Genomic DNA, 17276 nt, shown 5'->3' with positions numbered 1-17276 from the left:
CCCTTTCTTTCCCATGTGACTAGCTACCCCTTTAGCATGCGCATGATCCATTCCTTTACATCAACCATTCGCAAGTGTTCCGGTTCGAGATCCGTTCCCGATACAATGATCGGAAAAAAACTGTCCTCTTCATGCAATGAACCGTGGCTCGCTCCACCAACATGTGTCGGTGATCCTTCTCCAATAAATTCATAGCCGGGCTTTGTGTTTGCGATAATATAGCTTCCTGTGTGTGAATAAAACGAACTATAAAGCCTGGCAAGAGCGTCGGGGTAATCTCCGTAAGAAATTAAGCCATCCTTGTTTATAGAAAGATCTAACGCTTGAGGATCTCCTTCAATGTCCCAGCTTTGTCCAAAAGTGTCAGTATACTTTCCGTTTGACCGGAAGGAAAGTTCTTCTTCCCGTGTTCCGGATATTACGTTCACCGTATTCCCTTCTCTCCAAGCGATGGTATCGATGCGATCATCGGATTGAAGCTGCCGAGCTAGCGACTCGTGTTTGATTGTATTATCAAGAGTGTAGATAAAAGACATTCGTTCATTTAATCCAAGGACGATTTGGTCATCCTTCTGGATTGGCTTGTTAATCCTGTATATCTTGTAGCCATTCAACAGCTTTCTTAAATCGATCAACGCTGCTTCTTTCTCGCCTTTAATATGTGTCTGGCCGCTGTCCCCCATTACCATCCATATGTTATCTTTTAATGCTTCCTCCCACGATCCGTAGGAATTGAATAGGCTTTGCAGCTTTTTATCAGCCTCTTCAATTCCTTTTGTTTCATTCACTCCTTTTTTGTGGACCTTTTTATCATTATCTGAAAAATACACGAGTGAAAAGGAAGGGACTCTGTCTTTTTCAATTAAATATTTCATTTCTTCTGTCGCAAATTTGTCATTAAACCCGAAGCCGTTCCACAAATGAGTATGTGTATTCTCTGGATTTATTTTTGAAAGAAGCCCGTATGAAAAATAGGTAGCTCCTTTAATTGGAGCATCTTTCTTCAAGAATCGGAAAAACTGCATCAGCCTCGGTACCTGCAGCTTATGTGATCGATTGCCGCGAAATATGAGGGCATTAATTGAAGCAGACTGGAGACCATTCTCATCCAATTCTTCATGAATCGTTTTCACTTGATCGCTCAATTGCTTTTCATTTAACTGAGACAAACTGTTTTGCAGCACTTGCTTCGGACCTAATTTAAGAATTTCTTTTTTGTCGCTTCCATAGCTGATGAAACGCTTTTCTTTTTCATCATACCAAACAAGTGCAGGTACCTTATGTTGATCAGAATATGTTCCGGTTAAAAGGGTGCTGTCGATTGTGACAGACATCGTAGGGTAGCTGCTCACCACTTTCGGATAATACCTTCCATTATTGATTAAATATTTCATTGCGGGCGCCTTATCTTCTGTAATTGCCTTTTGCAGAGGCTCATTCATTAAAGAATCGACAATAATTAGAATGACCTTTTTCTGAGGCGAAGCATATGGAATAGTTAATTGAGATTGTACCTTTTGTTGCTGTGAACTTAAGTAAATAATGAATAAGACGAGAATAAGTAAAATTACGACTATGGCTATTTTCAAAACGCCCCACCTGCTTAACCCAATTTTTTGTACATTCATACCAAATAGTATGTGACCTTTTTTTGAATTTATCCCGCAGTAGTCGTTAGAAGTCTGATTGGAGAACTTCTCTCGCCAATGTCTTAATCAATTACTACCATTGACAAAAGTTAACATTATTCTCTTTATAGTAAATAGCTTTGAATCACACTTGTGAAATCCTCAAATGTATGAATATGGGCAGTTACTCTTTTCAGATGCTCTTCCCTCTCCTTCTCATCCTCCAAAAATTTCAAGATAGTTTCTTCAAGTTGGTCTCCATCGTTTAGCTTGATGACGAGCCCATTGCTTTCTAAATATGCTTTGTTTATTTCTTCCTGACCGGGAAGCCCGTAATAAAGAAAGACAGGAATTTGTTTGCGTAAACACTCGCTGATCGTAATGCCTCCCGGTTTAGTCAGGATGAGATCCATTTGATCGTACAAATCATTCATTTCGTTTCTATCTTGTATGTAACGAACAGGTGTAATAAGCTCACTCTTTAATTGCTTGATTTTGTTATACAATTGAATGTTTTTCCCGCATAAAACAAAAAAATTGATTTTATGATTCTTCTGCTTCAGAAGTTTTTCAATGGGACCGACACCAAGACTGCCCCCTGCGATAAGTACATTGTAAGTCGGTTTCTCATTTTCCTTCTTCGCAATGGATATTTCCGGATGAATCGGAATACCGGAAACCGTGATTTTTTCCGGTTTCACTCCGAGTTTTTCTAAAATCTGTTTGCAATCCAAACTCGGAACAAAATGGTGATCGATCGACTGGATGCCCCATACGTTATTAATAAAAAAATCCGTATAAGCATTGATAACAGGAACGTTTAGCACGTTCTTTTTTTTAAGCAGATTCAATAAATAGGAAGGCAAAGAGTGACTGCATATAATGAGATCAGGTTTTTCTCTTTCCACCAGCTCTTTCATGCTGCGCAAAAAGAGCATCTCATAAAAATAATAAGTTTTATCGCGTGCAGCGGTTTTATAGGCATTTGTTTTGTATAACCAGCTGTAAAATCGAGGAATTCTTTGGATGGCATATAAGTATAGATTTGATATCAATCGTTCGCCTCTGCCATAGGTGTAATGCAAAATATCAATTTTTTTGCACGAAATCGTCTGATCGAGCCGATAAATATATTCAGCTAAAGCATCTGCTACTTGATGATGCCCCGATGAAATTTGCAAAAATGGCAACAACAAAACTTTTTTCATCCGAAATCAACCTTTTTTGCTTATTATGAGGTTATCGGATACGTAATTATTCCTTTGATTCCCACTTTTAAAAACGAAAAAAAAAATCATCCTATCGATATAGACCTGGAGCACTGAAAGGAGAAGAACATTGTGCTTAGAATTTATTTAGTATCGATTTGGAGTATAATTGATCCAGTTTATTACCTGTTTACCCGGTTAAGATGCATTCAATCCAATGATTCATATCAACCCGTCTTTCGCGTAAGATTGACGAAATATAAAGGGAAAGATGTTTGTTTGCCTGATGGAACAAAAATATGCAAAAACGACATGTTATTAAAGGTTCACCTTCATAATGTTCGGCTGCTGCGAGAAACATTGGTCAATCAAAATCAAGTGATGCAAGGGAGATATATTTATAAAAGAGTAAAGCAATCCATGCCCTATTTAGCGATGTACATCAACAACCATAAAGATAAGTCAATGATTAAAGGGATCATTGGAATTACACTGATTAACAAAGGAATCAAAAATTTAGGGTTTGAATGCTTCGAGCCTGAAAACAAATTTTATAAATGGTTTAAAAAAATCAGTTTATTTCCAATTTACTTATTATCGACGAATACAGCTTCCTACGACATGAAAAAACACAAGCTTGTTTATTTAATGATGTCAAAAAACAACTTGCTTTCGAAATATTTAAATGAGGATATAAAATCCCAGTAACTCCCACTTGGACTTCATCTCTTCCGGCTCTATAATTTATAGTAGGAGGAGATGAAATGTACGTTTTATTTATTATTCTAGCAGCACTTATTTTTTTATTTTATAAGGCTTATAGAAACACGAAAAACGTTGTTGTTAATACTGTAGAACTACAAGATAAGAAAGCCAATGGAACGAGCAGAACGCTGTCCATCCTTCACTTATCTGATTTTCATATGGAAAATATCTCGATTTCTCCTGGTGAGCTGTATATTGCTGCCTCAAAACAACATGTTGATATCATTGCGTTAACGGGCGACTTTCTTGATCGCAAACGCAGCATACAAAAGCTGATTCCTTATCTTCACGTTTTTAAAAAAATCAACCCGAAATATGGTATTTTTGCAGTTTTCGGAAACCATGATTATGTGTTAAACTCGAAGAATTTTAATATATTAAAGCAGACATTAGAAGAAAACGGCTGTAAAACATTACAGAATGAACACGCTGCAATCGACGTGGATGGCACGCAGTTGAATATTATCGGTATCGATGATTACAGCACAGGCCGCAGCAGTATTGCCGGCTCTTACCAGGGGATGAAAGAAGGATACAACCTTGTCCTGACACACGATCCCAATGTCGTTCTTGAGATGCAGGACGCAGATTTTGATTATCTGTTGTCCGGGCACTTTCACGGCGGGCAAATTCATTGGCCAAAGCCCTATCATCTCGTAAAAATGGGACAATTGGTTAAAATGAAAATGGTTAAAGGACTGCACTATCATGATGGAAAACCGTTTTACATTAGCGAAGGCTTAGGACAAACCGGTGTAAACATCAGAATCGGCAGCAGACCTGAGATTACGTTTCATAATATTTCATAGATAAATAGCAGTTAATTAGGCAATCAACATTCAGCAATGACTCATATGTTGATTGCCTTTTTTTTAGCACTTTCCCCCCCCCCAAATAAAGATTGTGTGTCGAACATAGCGTTTAAGCATTTATAAAAAGTAGTTTTTAGTTTTTTTTAATTCGATAGCAATTTCCTTAATACCTTCCTCAATTCGATGTTCATTAACATTTGAAACATTCAACTTCAAAATTCGTTCATGGTAAAAATCATCTAAATAGTTCATTTCAACTGAATCTAGATATATATCCTTCTCCTGCAAACGATGAATAAATGATTTCATATTCACTTGCTTTGGCAGCACAATGTGATTATGCATTACAATTTCTGATGATGATTCGCACATAGATAAATGAGTCTGTAGTGATTGCTGAAGGGTTTTTGCGCGTGAATGATAAATGCTGCTTACCTTCGTTTTATAATGTTCATACATACCACTTTTCAAATAGAGATGTAATGCAGCTTGAGAAATCATAGAACTGTCGATATCCGTAGTCACTTTGAATTGTTGAAAGGTATTGATGAGAGCTTTTGGAAGTACCGCCAGACCAATTCTTAACCCAGGGAACATAATTTTTGAAAAGCTTTTCAAATAGATGACACGCTCGTGGAAATCCTCTGTAAAAAGTGGATCATTTTTCGAATTGTATTCAAAATCAGCTAAGTAATCATCTTCAATAATATACACATCATACTTGTTGGCTAACTGTAAAATAGCCGCTTTTTCTTTTTTGCAGTATGACGTCCCTAAAGGATTATGAAAACGTGGCATTGTATAAAAAAATTTAATGTTCTTTTCATGAAATATTTGTTCTAATTGATTTAAATCAATACCTTTTGCTGTACGCTTAATGCCTACTGCCGGCAGCCTATATGTTCTCACCATATCCATATATAAATGATAGCTTGGTTGTTCAACTAAGATAGTGGAACGATTATTTGGAAACGGCATAATACTTAACAAAGAAAGAGCCTGTTGAACTCCCGAAGTGATGAAAATCTTTTCGGAATGCGAGAATACTTGATAAGATTCTAAGAGTTTTTTAGCTTCGGTAATCAGTGAGGGCAAACCTTTTGGTGTGCCGTAGCGAAATAAGTCTTGTTGATACGTATCAATTGCTTTATTCAAGCAATGTTGAAAGTCTTTATAAGGAAACGCGTGCCATGTGGGAGATGATGTGGCAAAGTCGATACTGTCAGTGATTGATGGTGTTTTAAAGACCTGATGTTCCACAATATAATATCCGCTTTTTGGTATGGAATATAGAATATGTTGCTCTTCTAATTTTTTAAGAGCTGTTAATATTGTGCTTTTACTACAAGAATAACGCTGAGTTAAATTTCGAATTGAGGGTAATTTTGTCCCTGCCGGTATATCCCCTGCTTGAATTTGCAGAAGAAGTGACTGAAATATCGATTCATATTTAAGCATAGTATTACACCTCAATCTCATCTGTATCGGTACAGATATGTATTTTTCATATCGTACATATTGCTAATTTTTCTTACGATAGTGTTACCGGCCGGATACAACTTAGAAAGGATGCCTTTAGATGATTGAAAAAAGAAAAGCGTATATCGCTGCAACAATCTACTCAATAATTATCGGATTGTCATTTTTGTTTGTCAAAGTGGCATTAACTGCTGCAACGCCACTTGATACATTGGCTCACCGGTTTACAATCGCATGGATCGCTGCCTCAGTGTTATTGCTGTTAAAAAAAGAATCTTTAAAAGTAAAAATAAAGGATGTACTGATGATTGCTTTGCTAGCTATTCTTTATCCGACACTTTTTTTTGCTTTTCAAGTATTTGGGCTGGTGCATACGTCGTCATCTGAAGCTGGGATTATACAAGCGGCAGTCCCGATTTTCACATTAGTTTTCGCAAGTCTTTTGTTAAGAGAAACATCTACACTTGGTCAAAAATTAGCGATTAGTTTATCGGTGCTCGGTGTAATGTATATTATGTACATGAATGGAGCGGGGGACAAAAATACAAGTCTGCTAGGAAGCAGTTTAATCTTTCTATCAGCTCTTACAGCTTCACTGTACAATGTATTTGCCAGAAAGCTAACACAACGTTATTCGTTATTCACCATCACATATGTAATGACATTGTTTGGATTTATTGCATTTAATGGGCTGGCGCTCTCAAACCATATAATGAATGGTACAGTTCATGAATTTGAGCAGCCCTTAATGAACCTAAATTTTGTGATCGGAATTTTATATTTAGGTGTTTTATCTTCTTTAGGTACTTCGTGTCTTACTAATTATGCATTATCACAATTACCAGCTTCACAAATGAGCGTTTTTAGTAATTTAGCCACGCTCATTACAATACTAGCCGGAATTGTCTTTTTGCATGAATCATTTCATTATTATCATGCGATTGGTGCTTTCATAATCATTCTTGGAATTGTTGGTGTGAATTTTTTGGGAAGCAGAGAATCTAGGCATCATACTCGGGGAGTTAGAAAAAAGTGACCTCGTCTTTAGCTTAAAAGATAAAGGAGAGCACATATTAATCATACATAACATATTCTCTCCTTTACTCTGCATTTTTTAGAAGCGGACATCCGATTCTTAGTCTGATTGTTCTTCAATCAATTTCCTGATATCTTGTGGAACCGGAGCACAAAAGGTTAACTTTTCCTGCGTTATTGGATGAAAAAAAGTGATCCACTCGCTATGCAGTGCCTGCCTGGCTATTTTTTCTTTTGATCCTCCATACAATGAATCCCCGCATAACGGATGGCCGTAGTGCTCCATATGGACTCTGATTTGATGTGTTCTTCCCGTTTCAAGCATAAGAGCGACAAGTGTTGTGTCAGCAAACCTTTTTAAAACGGTAAAACGAGTCACAGCTGCTTGTCCGCTTTCACTGATCTCCCGTTCAATAATGCTTGTTCCTTTTCTGCCGATCGGCGCGTCTATTGTGCCTTCATCCTTGGGGACTATCCCTTCCACAACCGCAATGTAAGACCTTTTCACCTTTCCTTCTTTTTGCGATTTTGATAACAAGGAATGAGCGAACCTATGCTTTGCAATAAGCATGGCTCCAGACGTGTCACGATCAAGCCGATTTACGAGATGGACGGTTGATTCAAAGTCCTTGGCAGCGTAATAATGGATCAATCCATTCGCGATACTGCCTGTAGGATGTTCCCTTGAAGGAATAGAGGAAACATACGGCTGCTTATTGATAAGAAGAACATGCTCATCTTCATATAAAATCGTAAGAGGGACAGGATCCGGCTCAAGGGATGAACTTACGAACTCAGGCGGAAACCTGACCGTAAGTTCTTCGCCGGCAGAGAGCTCGTGCCGAACGGTTACTGACTTCCCGTCAATAAGCAAATCCCCGCCGCTGAATTTGATATCAGTCAGCAGCCGTTTTGAGATTCCCATTTCGTTTAAATATTCTTTTAAAGCCATGCCTTGCTCTTTCATGGATATTGCTTTAGTTACTGAAAATTGACTCATGCGTTTATTCCTTTTTGCCGATAAACGAGTCAACAACCCGTTTCCAAAACGGAAACGGCCGGAACCTTGCAAACCTGACTACCTCGCTTGCGACGCGGCATTCTACCGATTTCACTTCCTTATGAAGCAAGGTTAAATGATCAATTGTAATTTGAAAGTCCACGTCATTCAATGGCTTAATGACACACGTATGGTGATCAGGCAAAATCAACGGCGAACCGACCGTCCGGAACACACGATTGTTGATCGACGCCATTTCCGCAAGCTGAATCGCCCGGATCGATGGGTGAATAATTGCTCCGCCTAACGCTTTGTTGTACGCTGTGCTTCCGGACGGTGTTGACATACATAATCCGTCGCCCCTAAAGGTTTCAAAAAGCTCTCCCCTGATTTCTACGTCAGCAACAAGGGATCCTTCTGTGCTTTTAATCGTGCACTCGTTTAAGGCCAAGTATTTTTCTTCCTGATTGCCATTAAGATAGCGGACAGTCACTTCTAAAATGGGATATTCAACTGTTTGATACGGAGTTTTGGCGATTGCGATTACCAGCTTTTCGATCTCTTCTGGCACCCAATCCGCATAAAACCCAAGATGGCCGGTATGGACACCGACAAAAGCCGTTTTATCCAATCGATGGCTGTATTTATGAAACGCATAAAGCAGTGTCCCGTCTCCTCCTACTGAAATGACAATGTCCGGCTCTTCCTCATCCATTTTCAAGCCGAAATCCTGAAGATAGGTATCGATTCTGCTTTTTAACTTGTCAGAAACTGAATCTCCTTTTGATGAAACTGAGAACTTCATCATCTCTTATCTCCTTTAGGTCCATGCTCTTTTTTTCTGAAAAATACAGCATGAGCTTCCTTAATTTCCTCACGAATTTCGGACATTTCGTCATCTAGCCTGGAAGCTGCATCAGATGCCCTTTGCAGTCTGTGCTTCACTTTTTCGGGTATATTACCGCTATATTTATAATTTAACGAGTGTTCAATTGTCGCCCAGAAATTCATCGCCAATGTGCGGATCTGTATCTCTACAAGAACCTTCTTCTCTCCTCTTGGCGTTTGCAATGGATATTCAGCCACTAAGTGATAGGATCTGTAGCCGCTCTCTTTTTGCTCGGCAATGTAATCCCTTTTATCGACAATTTCCATGTCTTTGCGTGCCAACAGCATTTTGATCACAATTCTTATATCTTCAACAAATTGGCACATAATCCGGAGACCGGCGATATCCTGCATCGTTTCAATATTATGTAATGGAATGCTTTTTCTTCTTGCTTTCTCCTTGATACTGGCTACAGGCTTTACTCTTCCCGTAACAAACTCAATCGGCGAATGATCAATCTCATAGTCATAAAGAGAACGCATCCCTTTTAGCTTCACCTTTAGCTCCTCAACTGCCTGATGGTATGGAGCCAAAAAAAGCTCCCATTCTTTTTCATCCATAAGACTCCCCCCTTGTTCGCCATTTTACAAAAAGGCATCGATCACCTTTTTTTCCATTTCCTCTCCGTAATTCGCATTATCTTTAATATTGCCCAATAAATAGGAAAGCTCTTCATGAATACCAGTCAGCTCTATTGTCCTGCTTCCTATTGATATGTAGACAGGCATGTCGCTTTCTAGGGCATTATTTACTTGCGGCCACACCTGCTCTTGTAAAATGGCATAATAAAACGCTTGTTTATATTCAAGCACATAGACAAAAGCGAAGTTGTCTGAATCGACGAGCATTTGTCCCGTGGCTTTTATTTCTCCTTCTAACTCTGCGGCGGAGCCGGACAGAATAAGGGCATTGTCTTTCATACTGGATTCTGTTAATTCAATTCTGTTTGGCATGTTGTTCTCCCTCCAAAAAAAGTACATTACCATTTTAGCATATCCAATAGAATATTGATAAACGTCAAGCAAGAAGAGATAATGGAACAAATACCTGGAATGAAAGAGGGAGAAAACTGATGCAGGAACTCGAAATTGAATTTAAAAATATGCTGACAAGGGACGAATTTCTACGAGTACAAAGTGCGTTTGCTATATCTGACAAAGCATTTTTCACACAGGAAAATCATTATTTTGATACACCCGATTTCAGGTTGAAGCAGGCGAAATCCGCTTTAAGAATACGGACAAAAAACGGACAAGCTGTTCTCACTCTTAAAGAACCGGCAGAGGTCGGCCTAATGGAAACCCACCAGGAAATTATAGACCTCAAACAGCTGAAGGAATTTTCGATTCCTGAGGGCCAGGTAAAGAAACAGCTGGAAAATCTCGGGGTTGACATTATGCGAATTGAGTATTTTGGGACGCTCACTACAAGCAGGGCAGAAAAAAAGCTGGAATCGGGTGTAATTGTTCTCGACAAGAGCCGATATATAAATAAAGAGGATTATGAATTGGAATTTGAAGTCAGCGACTACGAAAAAGGAAAGCGGGATTTTAAAGATTTGCTGTCCGAATTTCAGATTCCAGTCCGTAAAACAAAAAACAAAATCGTCCGCTTCTATGAAGCAAAAATGAACAAACAGCAAGGTGAGGAAAAATGAACGTAAACAATTGGACCGCCCTCCTTGAGCTCAGCGCTCTGAAAGCAATACAGCCGACTAACGGAACCTCCTCTGACGATACATTAACAGCTTTTAAAAATATTTTGTCCCAATATTTATCGGGAACGAATCAACCGACCGGCACCGTACCCTTTCCTCCAAATGTCAGCGGAAGTCCAAGACCTGAACAACTCCCCAATTCTATCACGGGAGGAATTCCATCAGCTTACGCAGGCCGTACACAGGAAATAAAAGAAATAGTGAAAGAGGCAGCTAAAAACTACGGAGTTGATGAAAAACTGATTCACGCCGTGATCAGCCAAGAATCCGGATATAAAAATCTTGCCGTAAGCGGAGCCGGCGCAATGGGTCTCATGCAGCTTATGCCGTCAACCGCCCGCTCTTTAGGGGTCAGCAACGCTCTTGACCCGAGGCAGAATATAGAGGGCGGCACAAAATATTTAAAGCAAATGCTCGATCAACATAACGGCGATGTTTCGCTCGCTCTTGCCGCCTATAATGCCGGCCCGGGAAACGTTCAAAAATATGGAGGAATTCCCCCGTTTAAAGAAACACAAAATTATGTCAACAAAATAACAACTGCTTATTACGGTTAAACGGAGAATGAATCTCCGTTTTTTTGTGTATGAATAACTTAGAAACGTGTACATTAGCTACCAGCCGAAAGTCAGTTTATTTGTAGATTTATGTCCCACTTGGTAAAATGAATTTACAAATGACTTATTAATAGGATCATCTAATATATTTTAAAAGGAGTAGTCAACATGGAACAATCGTTTAAAGCACCTTATGAAGCGATTGGAGAAGAACTTCTATCGCAACTTGTTGATACTTTTTATACACGGGTAAAGGAACACGAATTGTTACACCCGATATTTCCGGATGATTTGTCCGAAACAGCGAGAAAACAAAAGCAGTTTTTAACTCAGTATTTGGGGGGTCCCCAGCTTTATACTGAGGAGCACGGACATCCGATGCTGCGGGCGAGACATCTCCCCTTTCCAATTACGCCAGAACGAGCAGAAGCATGGCTTAGCTGTATGAAAGAGGCAATGGATCAAGTCGGCTTAGAGGGTGACATCAGAAAGTTTTTATTCGAACGACTAACCTTAACTGCACACCACATGGTCAACCAAAGGGACACGGAGGACGATCAGCATTGAGAGGTAACGGTAGCCGTTGTGACCAATATTTTTCCCATTGCCATGGTCACCCTCAAAAGCCAATTGAAATCTTCATGTTCATTGATCCCACAAACCCGGAGTGTTGGGATCTGGAACCGGCAATAAAGAAGCTGAAGATTCTATATGGAAGGTTTTTTTCACTTCGCCCGATTGTGATAGTATCAATTGCTACCTTAAATAATAAGACGAAGAAAAAAAATCTTTCCCGGGACAATATGGAAGCCGTGTCCGCCATGCCTTGTGATGCAGGATTGCAAAACGATTCACCACCTGCTTCCTACAATATCTCGCTTGCCTTAAAAGCTGCGGAACTTCAAGGAAGAAAAGCAGGGCTTCAGTTTCTCAGAAATCTGCAGGAAGTGCTGTTTGTCAAAAAACAAGATGTAACTAAAGAAAAAACACTTCTTCAAATTGCCGAAATGGCACGTCTGGATGTGAAGGAATTCAAAAAAGACCTGCATTCGGCAAATGCGATAACAGCACTGCAGTGCGACATAAAGATTGCCGCTGAAATGGATGTGAAGGAACTTCCTACTCTCGCTTTTTTTAATACACGCTATAAGGATGAGGGTCTAAAAGTATCCGGAAATTATCCGTATTACATTTACGAGGAAGTGCTGTTTGAAATGCTGGATGAGAGGCCGAAGCCTTCAGAAACTCCACCGCTTGAATTGTTCCTCGAGTACTTTCAGTTTGTGGCTGCACAGGAGATCGCAATCGTATATGATCTTAGTCTTGAAGAAGTTGAGCGGCAAATGAAAAGACTCGCTTTTGCGAACAAAGTCAAACGGGTTCAGGCTAAACAAGGAGTTTTCTGGCGTTATGTAAATTCTGGGATTTCTTGTTTTTTACCATTGTAATATGATATCGAACGGGCGAAGGGCCCGTTTTTCCTTGCAATCTTCAGAACATACGTTCTTTTACAGATACAAAGAAACCGCGCCGGGATAAGCGCGGTTCTTTTATGTCTTAACGACAACAAAGGGGATGGGAGAAATTATTCACGGTCAAACAAAGGGGTAAATGTTTGTATGTGATCAATTTCACATCTATATAGTATCAAAACTTGTCGACAATTGACAACCCCTTCAATTAAATTTCACAGATTTGTAACAAAAAAATTTACACTTTGCATCTAAAAAATTTGCACCCTGCTTCCTCTTGGACTAACTGGAGAGATGGACTCATAACTTTAAAAGGACAATACCTTTCACAGGAGGGAAAAATGATACTTCTTATAATCGGCATGCTCTCCGTTGTTGTTTCCAGCATAATGAATATGCTCGCCTTTTTGCATGTTTTTCCGCTGTACGTTACGATTCCTTTGTTGTTTTTATCGATTTTTTTTACGGTACACCAACTTAATCATCGAAAAACGTTTAAAGGGTTTTAAAAATCCGCCACGTGATGGGCGGATTTTCGTCAGTTTTTCAGCAAGAGCTCTTCTAGTTCATTTAACTGCTCTTCAAATACTTTACACGCTGCTTCAATCGGCTCTGGAGAAGTCATATCAACGCCTGCTTTTTTAAGAACCTCGATCGGATAATCTGAGCTGCCAGCCTTCAGATAATCGACAAATCGAGTTACGGCTGGCTCTCCCTCTTCAAGGATTTGATTGCTGAGAGCTTGAGCGGCGCTGTAGCCAGTCGCATACTGGTACACGTAGTAATTGTAATAGAAATGAGGAATGCGTGACCATTCCAAGCCGATTTCTTCATCGACCACAATCTCATCTCCATAATATTTTTTATTCAAATCATAATAAAGCTTTGTTAACAGCTCAGGCGTTAACGGTTCACCGTCTTGGGCTTTCTTATGAATCAAATGCTCAAACTCCGCAAACATCGTTTGTCTGAAGACAGTTCCTCTAAATCCTTCGAGCATATAATTTAAAAGGTAAAGGCGTTCTTTTTCTTCCTTTACTGTTTTCAACAAGTATTTTCCAAGTAACGCTTCATTCGTCGTGGAAGCAACCTCTGCGACAAAAATGCTGTAATTCCCATAAGGATATGGTTGATTGTTTCTCGTATAATAGCTGTGAATGGAATGTCCGAATTCGTGCGCCAACGTAAACAGATTGCTTACATTATCCTGCCAATTCATTAAAATATATGGGTTTGTACCATATGTACCGGATGAATAAGCACCGCTTCGCTTGCCTTTATTTTCATAAACATCAACCCATCGATTGTCCAGGCCTTCTTTGACCAATGAAAGATATTCTTCGCCAAGCGGCTCAAGTCCTTCGAGCATTTTTTTCTTCGCCTCATCATAGCTGACCTTCATTTCCACTTCCTTCACAAGCGGGGTATAAAGATCATACATATGTAATTCATCCAGCTCGAGCACTTTTTTTCGCAAAGCAACATATCTGTGCAGCAAATGAAGATTTTTATTTACGGTATTCACAAGATTTTCATACACTTCTTCGGGAATGTTGTTTCTGCTGAGTGCCGCTTCCCGTGCAGATTTATAGTTTTTTACACGCGCATAAAAATTATCTTTTTTTACGGTTCCGCTTAACGTGGCAGCAAATGTATTTTTAAAGCTGCCGTATGTGTCATACACCGCTTTAAAAGCTGCTTTTCGAACATCGCGGTTTTCACTTTCCATAAAGGTGATAAAACGTCCGTGAGTCACTTCCGTTTCATCCCCGTCTTCATCCGTAATTTTCGGGAAACTCAAATCGGCATTATTAAGCATGCCAAATGTATTATCGGAAGCGGACAGCGCATCAGATGCCTCCGCCAAAAGCGCTTCTTCCTTTTCGCTTAGTACGTGCGGGCGTTCCCTGTTAATTTCATCAAGTGCATGAGAATACAGGCGAAGCTCTTCCTTTTCAAGCAAAAATTGCTGGAGCTTATCTTCCTGAATGGAAAGAATCTCAGGCACCACATATGAACCAATGCTTGCAGCCTGCGTGTACAGATTGGCAGCCCGATCCTGCATTGCCTGATAAAACGAATTTCCGGTGTCCTGATCGCTCCGCATATGGGCATATGTATAAAGCTTGCCAAGCCTCTCCATTAGATGGTCCTGATACGTCAGGGCTTCATAAAGGTTATCAGCAGTAGCCCCTAGCTTTCCTTTAAATTCACCGAGTTTAGGAAGCGCTGCTTTTACCTCATCAAACTCTTTGTTCCAGTCTTCATCCGTTGAAAAAATATCTGTTAATCTCCATGTGTATTCCTCATTAACCTCGGATCTTACAGGAAGTTTTTTTTCTTTTTTCGTGTCAGTCATTTCAATTCCCCTCGCTTTCTTAAGAGTCAGTTTATCCAAGCCAATTGGCAAAACATTCAATAAACACCCCTTTAGATTATCTTGCTTTTTTTGACTGTCATTTGTCAACCCAAATGCAGGCCAGGTACCTATCATAAGAAACACTAGAAGCTCCGCAACCATTAAACTCTTTAAGAATCTGCTTATTTGGCTCACCTCTTTCTTTTAATAAAATGAACCAAATCAAGCTTTCTCATTCTTTTTTAGTCGTAAGTGAATGTCGTTGTCTTTTTTTAATAGTTCCTCCATTGATAAAAAAGCGAATGACATTTGATCAGTGATAAACTGCTCCTTTTCTCCCTCTTTAATAGTGCCGATCACCGCCAAGCCTTGTAAATATTCCAGAGTGCTTGTATATAGCGTATGTTCAGAAATGAACATCTTTCTTATTTTTATTTTTTTTGTTTTTACTAACTTTACAATCACTTTCTCAATCTCCCTAGCCGTCACAACGGACCTGCTGAGTAAATAAAGATAAATATAGCTTTGCCAAATGTATACGGGCGATGAGAAGTAGTGATTTGCAGAGAGCGGCAAAAACACCTCGGATGGAAGAAAAGGAAGTGTGACTTGAAGTTTCTCGTAGTATAGAAGGCGCAGTTCATTCACTTCTTTGGAAATTCTTTGCTTAGGCTTTAATCGGAAGTTCCTCACAACTCTGGGCCAGCTTTCCGGCGGACAAAAGGTGTCTTTTTTTCTTTGCAGCGTGTCCCGTTTCGCACGTTTTAAAGGTATATAACGCAATTCTGCACACGAAATTGAAGATGAGAAGACAGTCATATGATTCAAACGGATAAACGCCTTGGCGTTGGGGCAATAAAACAGCAGGGCAGACGGCGGATCGGTATAAGAAGAAAACTGTCTGAGGAAATCAGAAATTTGAAAAACTCCGTCTGACACACGCTTTAATCGATTTGCGCCAATAATCCAAACCGGTTCAATCTTAATTCCGATATAGCTTGACGTCCGTTTTTTATAATCCGGATAGCTTAAAGGGGAACATTGAAACTCCAATGCGGCAGGGTTATTTTTTTCTCTAAGGAGCAAATCAGGCCTTTGATTAATGGCCGGTAAGTACGGTTCAAGCTCAGGATCTTCACCCAATCTGATCAGCCAACGGTACAACTGCCTCTTTCCTTCCAAATGAAAATCGGATTCAGGCTCTCCTCGATAAGGGCAATGATGGTTGCGCTTATGTGAGAAATGAAAAATCTTAATCTGACCCAGCTTTAAATCTACTTGCTCTTTACATACCGGACAATAAAAACTGTGATCAGTACGCCATTTTTTTAAAACGTCAGATGAATAGTCATCAGCTAAATAAATTAGCTGTTGATCGTCCCGCCTTGCAGATAACAACAAACCACTCCTTTCTCCTGTTGATACGAATCATTTCAACAAGAAAATGCCTGTCCCCTTTTATTTATTGAAAACAGCCTTTTGGGACGTGATAAAAGGGTTATCGTGCTATTGGAATAGAAAATGAAAGGGTTGTGGCAGCTGATCATAATTGCTGAGATCGCAAATACATTGAGTATTGCCAATTGGGGATATGTGAAATTAACCTGCGGAGCCAATATAAAAAGGTGACTCAATATATGAGCCACCTTCTCATTCCATTATTATGAAAAATGCTTTTTAATAGTGTGGAGTGCATGTTCCGCCGTGATAAGTGTTCCGTATTCTTCAAGCCTGTGAATTGTTGCGTTTGATTCAGATCCAAATTCTAAAAACAGGCTTAATTGATCTTCGACTTCATGGTCGGAAAGTTGTTCAAAATCTATATATAGGTAATACGTATTCTCTAATGAATAAAGAGTTGTCTTGCATCCGCTGAATTGATGCTTTGCTAATGAAACGAGATCTTCAAAGTCTGCAAATTTAAGAACAAATTGCAGCTTCGTTTCTTCATTTTCTATCTCATCAGGCTTTTCTTCATTGTCTAAATCATTTAGTAATGAATTCAACTGCTCAGCTTCTTGACTATACTTTTTATCTTCAGGAATCGGCAATTCGAGCTTTTGTCCATCCTTAGAAAGCTGTGCTCTTGTCACAATAACTTCCAATCCTTTATCAAGTGCTTGAACTTGTATCCAAAGTGGACCTTCTACTGAAAATTCTTCCTCATCATGCACTTCATCCATCATTTCCCAAAATAATTCTTCGCTTTTGTCACGGTTATACCAAATTTCTTCACGGTCAAAGCCGCGATCTTCCAAATCATTATACGAAATATAAAATTTAACCGTATGCTCATTGATTCTTTCGATTTCCATCTTGCCAACCTTCCCTTCTATTTAAGATTTTGAAGGGACA

18 protein-coding genes are annotated in these 17276 nt (G+C 39.4%); 8 read left to right on the top strand and 10 right to left on the bottom strand.

The features are described 5' to 3' along the window. Positions 1 to 23: 23 nt before the first annotated feature. Entirely contained in the window at positions 24 to 1589 is a 1566-nt protein-coding gene (locus JOC74_RS00720; RefSeq protein ID WP_312883761.1) for an alkaline phosphatase family protein, read from the bottom strand. Between the two features lie 164 nt (positions 1590 to 1753). Further along, the gene (locus JOC74_RS00715; protein ID WP_053602495.1) at positions 1754 to 2836 is read right to left on the bottom strand and encodes an MGDG synthase family glycosyltransferase; all 1083 of its coding nucleotides are present in this window, start codon (positions 2834 to 2836) and stop codon (positions 1754 to 1756) included. Between the two features lie 132 nt (positions 2837 to 2968). Here JOC74_RS00715 and JOC74_RS00710 point away from each other — a divergent pair, with 132 nt between their 5' ends. Together JOC74_RS00710 and JOC74_RS00705 are read left to right on the top strand one after the other, a co-directional pair. Further along, on the top strand, positions 2969 to 3544 hold the full coding sequence (locus tag JOC74_RS00710) for a YkoP family protein (protein ID WP_312883760.1): 576 nt from the start codon (positions 2969 to 2971) through the stop codon (positions 3542 to 3544). Positions 3545 to 3600: 56 nt separating this feature from the next. Further along, positions 3601 to 4410 carry a metallophosphoesterase gene (locus tag JOC74_RS00705; protein WP_053602493.1) on the top strand — a complete coding sequence of 270 codons (810 nt, stop codon included), beginning with the start codon at positions 3601 to 3603 and terminating at the stop codon, positions 4408 to 4410. 120 nt (positions 4411 to 4530) lie between these two features. On the opposite strand, the gene JOC74_RS00700 is transcribed toward JOC74_RS00705, so the two are convergent. Next, on the bottom strand, positions 4531 to 5871 hold the full coding sequence (locus tag JOC74_RS00700) for an aminotransferase-like domain-containing protein (RefSeq protein WP_053602492.1): 1341 nt from the start codon (positions 5869 to 5871) through the stop codon (positions 4531 to 4533). A gap of 121 nt (positions 5872 to 5992) precedes the next feature. Here JOC74_RS00700 and JOC74_RS00695 point away from each other — a divergent pair, with 121 nt between their 5' ends. Continuing rightward, positions 5993 to 6928, top strand: a complete 936-nt coding sequence (locus tag JOC74_RS00695; protein ID WP_053602491.1) for a DMT family transporter — start codon at positions 5993 to 5995, stop codon at positions 6926 to 6928. 99 nt (positions 6929 to 7027) lie between these two features. Here JOC74_RS00695 and JOC74_RS00690 read toward each other — a convergent pair whose 3' ends face one another. Genes JOC74_RS00690 through JOC74_RS00675 form a run of 4 tightly spaced genes read right to left on the bottom strand, consistent with a single transcriptional unit; the run spans position 7028 to position 9769 of the window. Further along, positions 7028 to 7927 carry an RluA family pseudouridine synthase gene (locus JOC74_RS00690; RefSeq protein WP_053602490.1) on the bottom strand — a complete coding sequence of 300 codons (900 nt, stop codon included), beginning with the start codon at positions 7925 to 7927 and terminating at the stop codon, positions 7028 to 7030. Positions 7928 to 7931: 4 nt separating this feature from the next. Beyond that, entirely contained in the window at positions 7932 to 8732 is an 801-nt protein-coding gene (locus JOC74_RS00685) for an NAD kinase (protein WP_053605967.1), read from the bottom strand. Further along, positions 8732 to 9376, bottom strand: coding sequence for a GTP diphosphokinase (gene yjbM, locus JOC74_RS00680; RefSeq protein WP_053602489.1), 645 nt, complete (start codon positions 9374 to 9376; stop codon positions 8732 to 8734). Before yjbM ends, JOC74_RS00685 begins: the two co-directional genes overlap by 1 nt. A gap of 24 nt (positions 9377 to 9400) precedes the next feature. After that, positions 9401 to 9769: a UPF0738 family protein gene (locus tag JOC74_RS00675; RefSeq protein ID WP_053602488.1), complete on the bottom strand. Its 369-nt coding sequence runs from the start codon at positions 9767 to 9769 to the stop codon at positions 9401 to 9403. A 116-nt stretch (positions 9770 to 9885) separates the two neighbouring features. Between JOC74_RS00675 and JOC74_RS00670 the strand changes: the two genes are divergently transcribed. From JOC74_RS00670 to JOC74_RS00650, 5 genes are all read left to right on the top strand, one after another. Next, the gene (locus tag JOC74_RS00670; protein WP_053602487.1) at positions 9886 to 10473 is read left to right on the top strand and encodes a CYTH domain-containing protein; all 588 of its coding nucleotides are present in this window, start codon (positions 9886 to 9888) and stop codon (positions 10471 to 10473) included. Next, entirely contained in the window at positions 10470 to 11090 is a 621-nt protein-coding gene (locus tag JOC74_RS00665; RefSeq protein ID WP_053602486.1) for a lytic transglycosylase domain-containing protein, read from the top strand. The genes JOC74_RS00670 and JOC74_RS00665 overlap by 4 nt, the downstream gene beginning before the upstream one ends. Before the next feature lie 168 nt (positions 11091 to 11258). Then, positions 11259 to 11657: a globin domain-containing protein gene (locus JOC74_RS00660; protein ID WP_053602485.1), complete on the top strand. Its 399-nt coding sequence runs from the start codon at positions 11259 to 11261 to the stop codon at positions 11655 to 11657. Then, positions 11654 to 12538 carry a ClpXP adapter SpxH family protein gene (locus JOC74_RS00655; RefSeq protein WP_053602484.1) on the top strand — a complete coding sequence of 295 codons (885 nt, stop codon included), beginning with the start codon at positions 11654 to 11656 and terminating at the stop codon, positions 12536 to 12538. The genes JOC74_RS00660 and JOC74_RS00655 overlap by 4 nt, the downstream gene beginning before the upstream one ends. Positions 12539 to 12903: 365 nt before the next feature. After that, positions 12904 to 13071 (top strand): hypothetical protein, encoded by a 168-nt coding sequence (locus JOC74_RS00650; RefSeq protein ID WP_098945189.1) that lies wholly within the window; start codon positions 12904 to 12906, stop codon positions 13069 to 13071. 29 nt (positions 13072 to 13100) lie between these two features. On the opposite strand, the gene pepF is transcribed toward JOC74_RS00650, so the two are convergent. From pepF to mecA, 3 genes are all read right to left on the bottom strand, one after another. Further along, a complete protein-coding gene (pepF, locus tag JOC74_RS00645; RefSeq protein WP_098945285.1) occupies positions 13101 to 14921 on the bottom strand; it encodes an oligoendopeptidase F in 1821 nt (606 codons plus the stop codon). Positions 14922 to 15143: 222 nt separating this feature from the next. Then, positions 15144 to 16322 carry a competence protein CoiA gene (locus JOC74_RS00640; protein ID WP_082363679.1) on the bottom strand — a complete coding sequence of 393 codons (1179 nt, stop codon included), beginning with the start codon at positions 16320 to 16322 and terminating at the stop codon, positions 15144 to 15146. A gap of 260 nt (positions 16323 to 16582) precedes the next feature. Next, complete coding sequence (mecA, locus tag JOC74_RS00635; protein WP_053602481.1) at positions 16583 to 17236, bottom strand: adaptor protein MecA; 654 nt, start codon at positions 17234 to 17236, stop codon at positions 16583 to 16585. Between the last annotated feature and the right edge of the window lie 40 nt (positions 17237 to 17276).

The sequence above is a fragment of the Bacillus capparidis genome, assembly GCF_017832095.1.
Taxonomy (GTDB): domain Bacteria; phylum Bacillota; class Bacilli; order Bacillales; family Bacillaceae; genus Bacillus; species Bacillus gobiensis.
The sequence above is the reverse complement of the archived record's forward strand: the minus strand, read 5'-3'. Positions and strand labels throughout refer to the sequence as shown.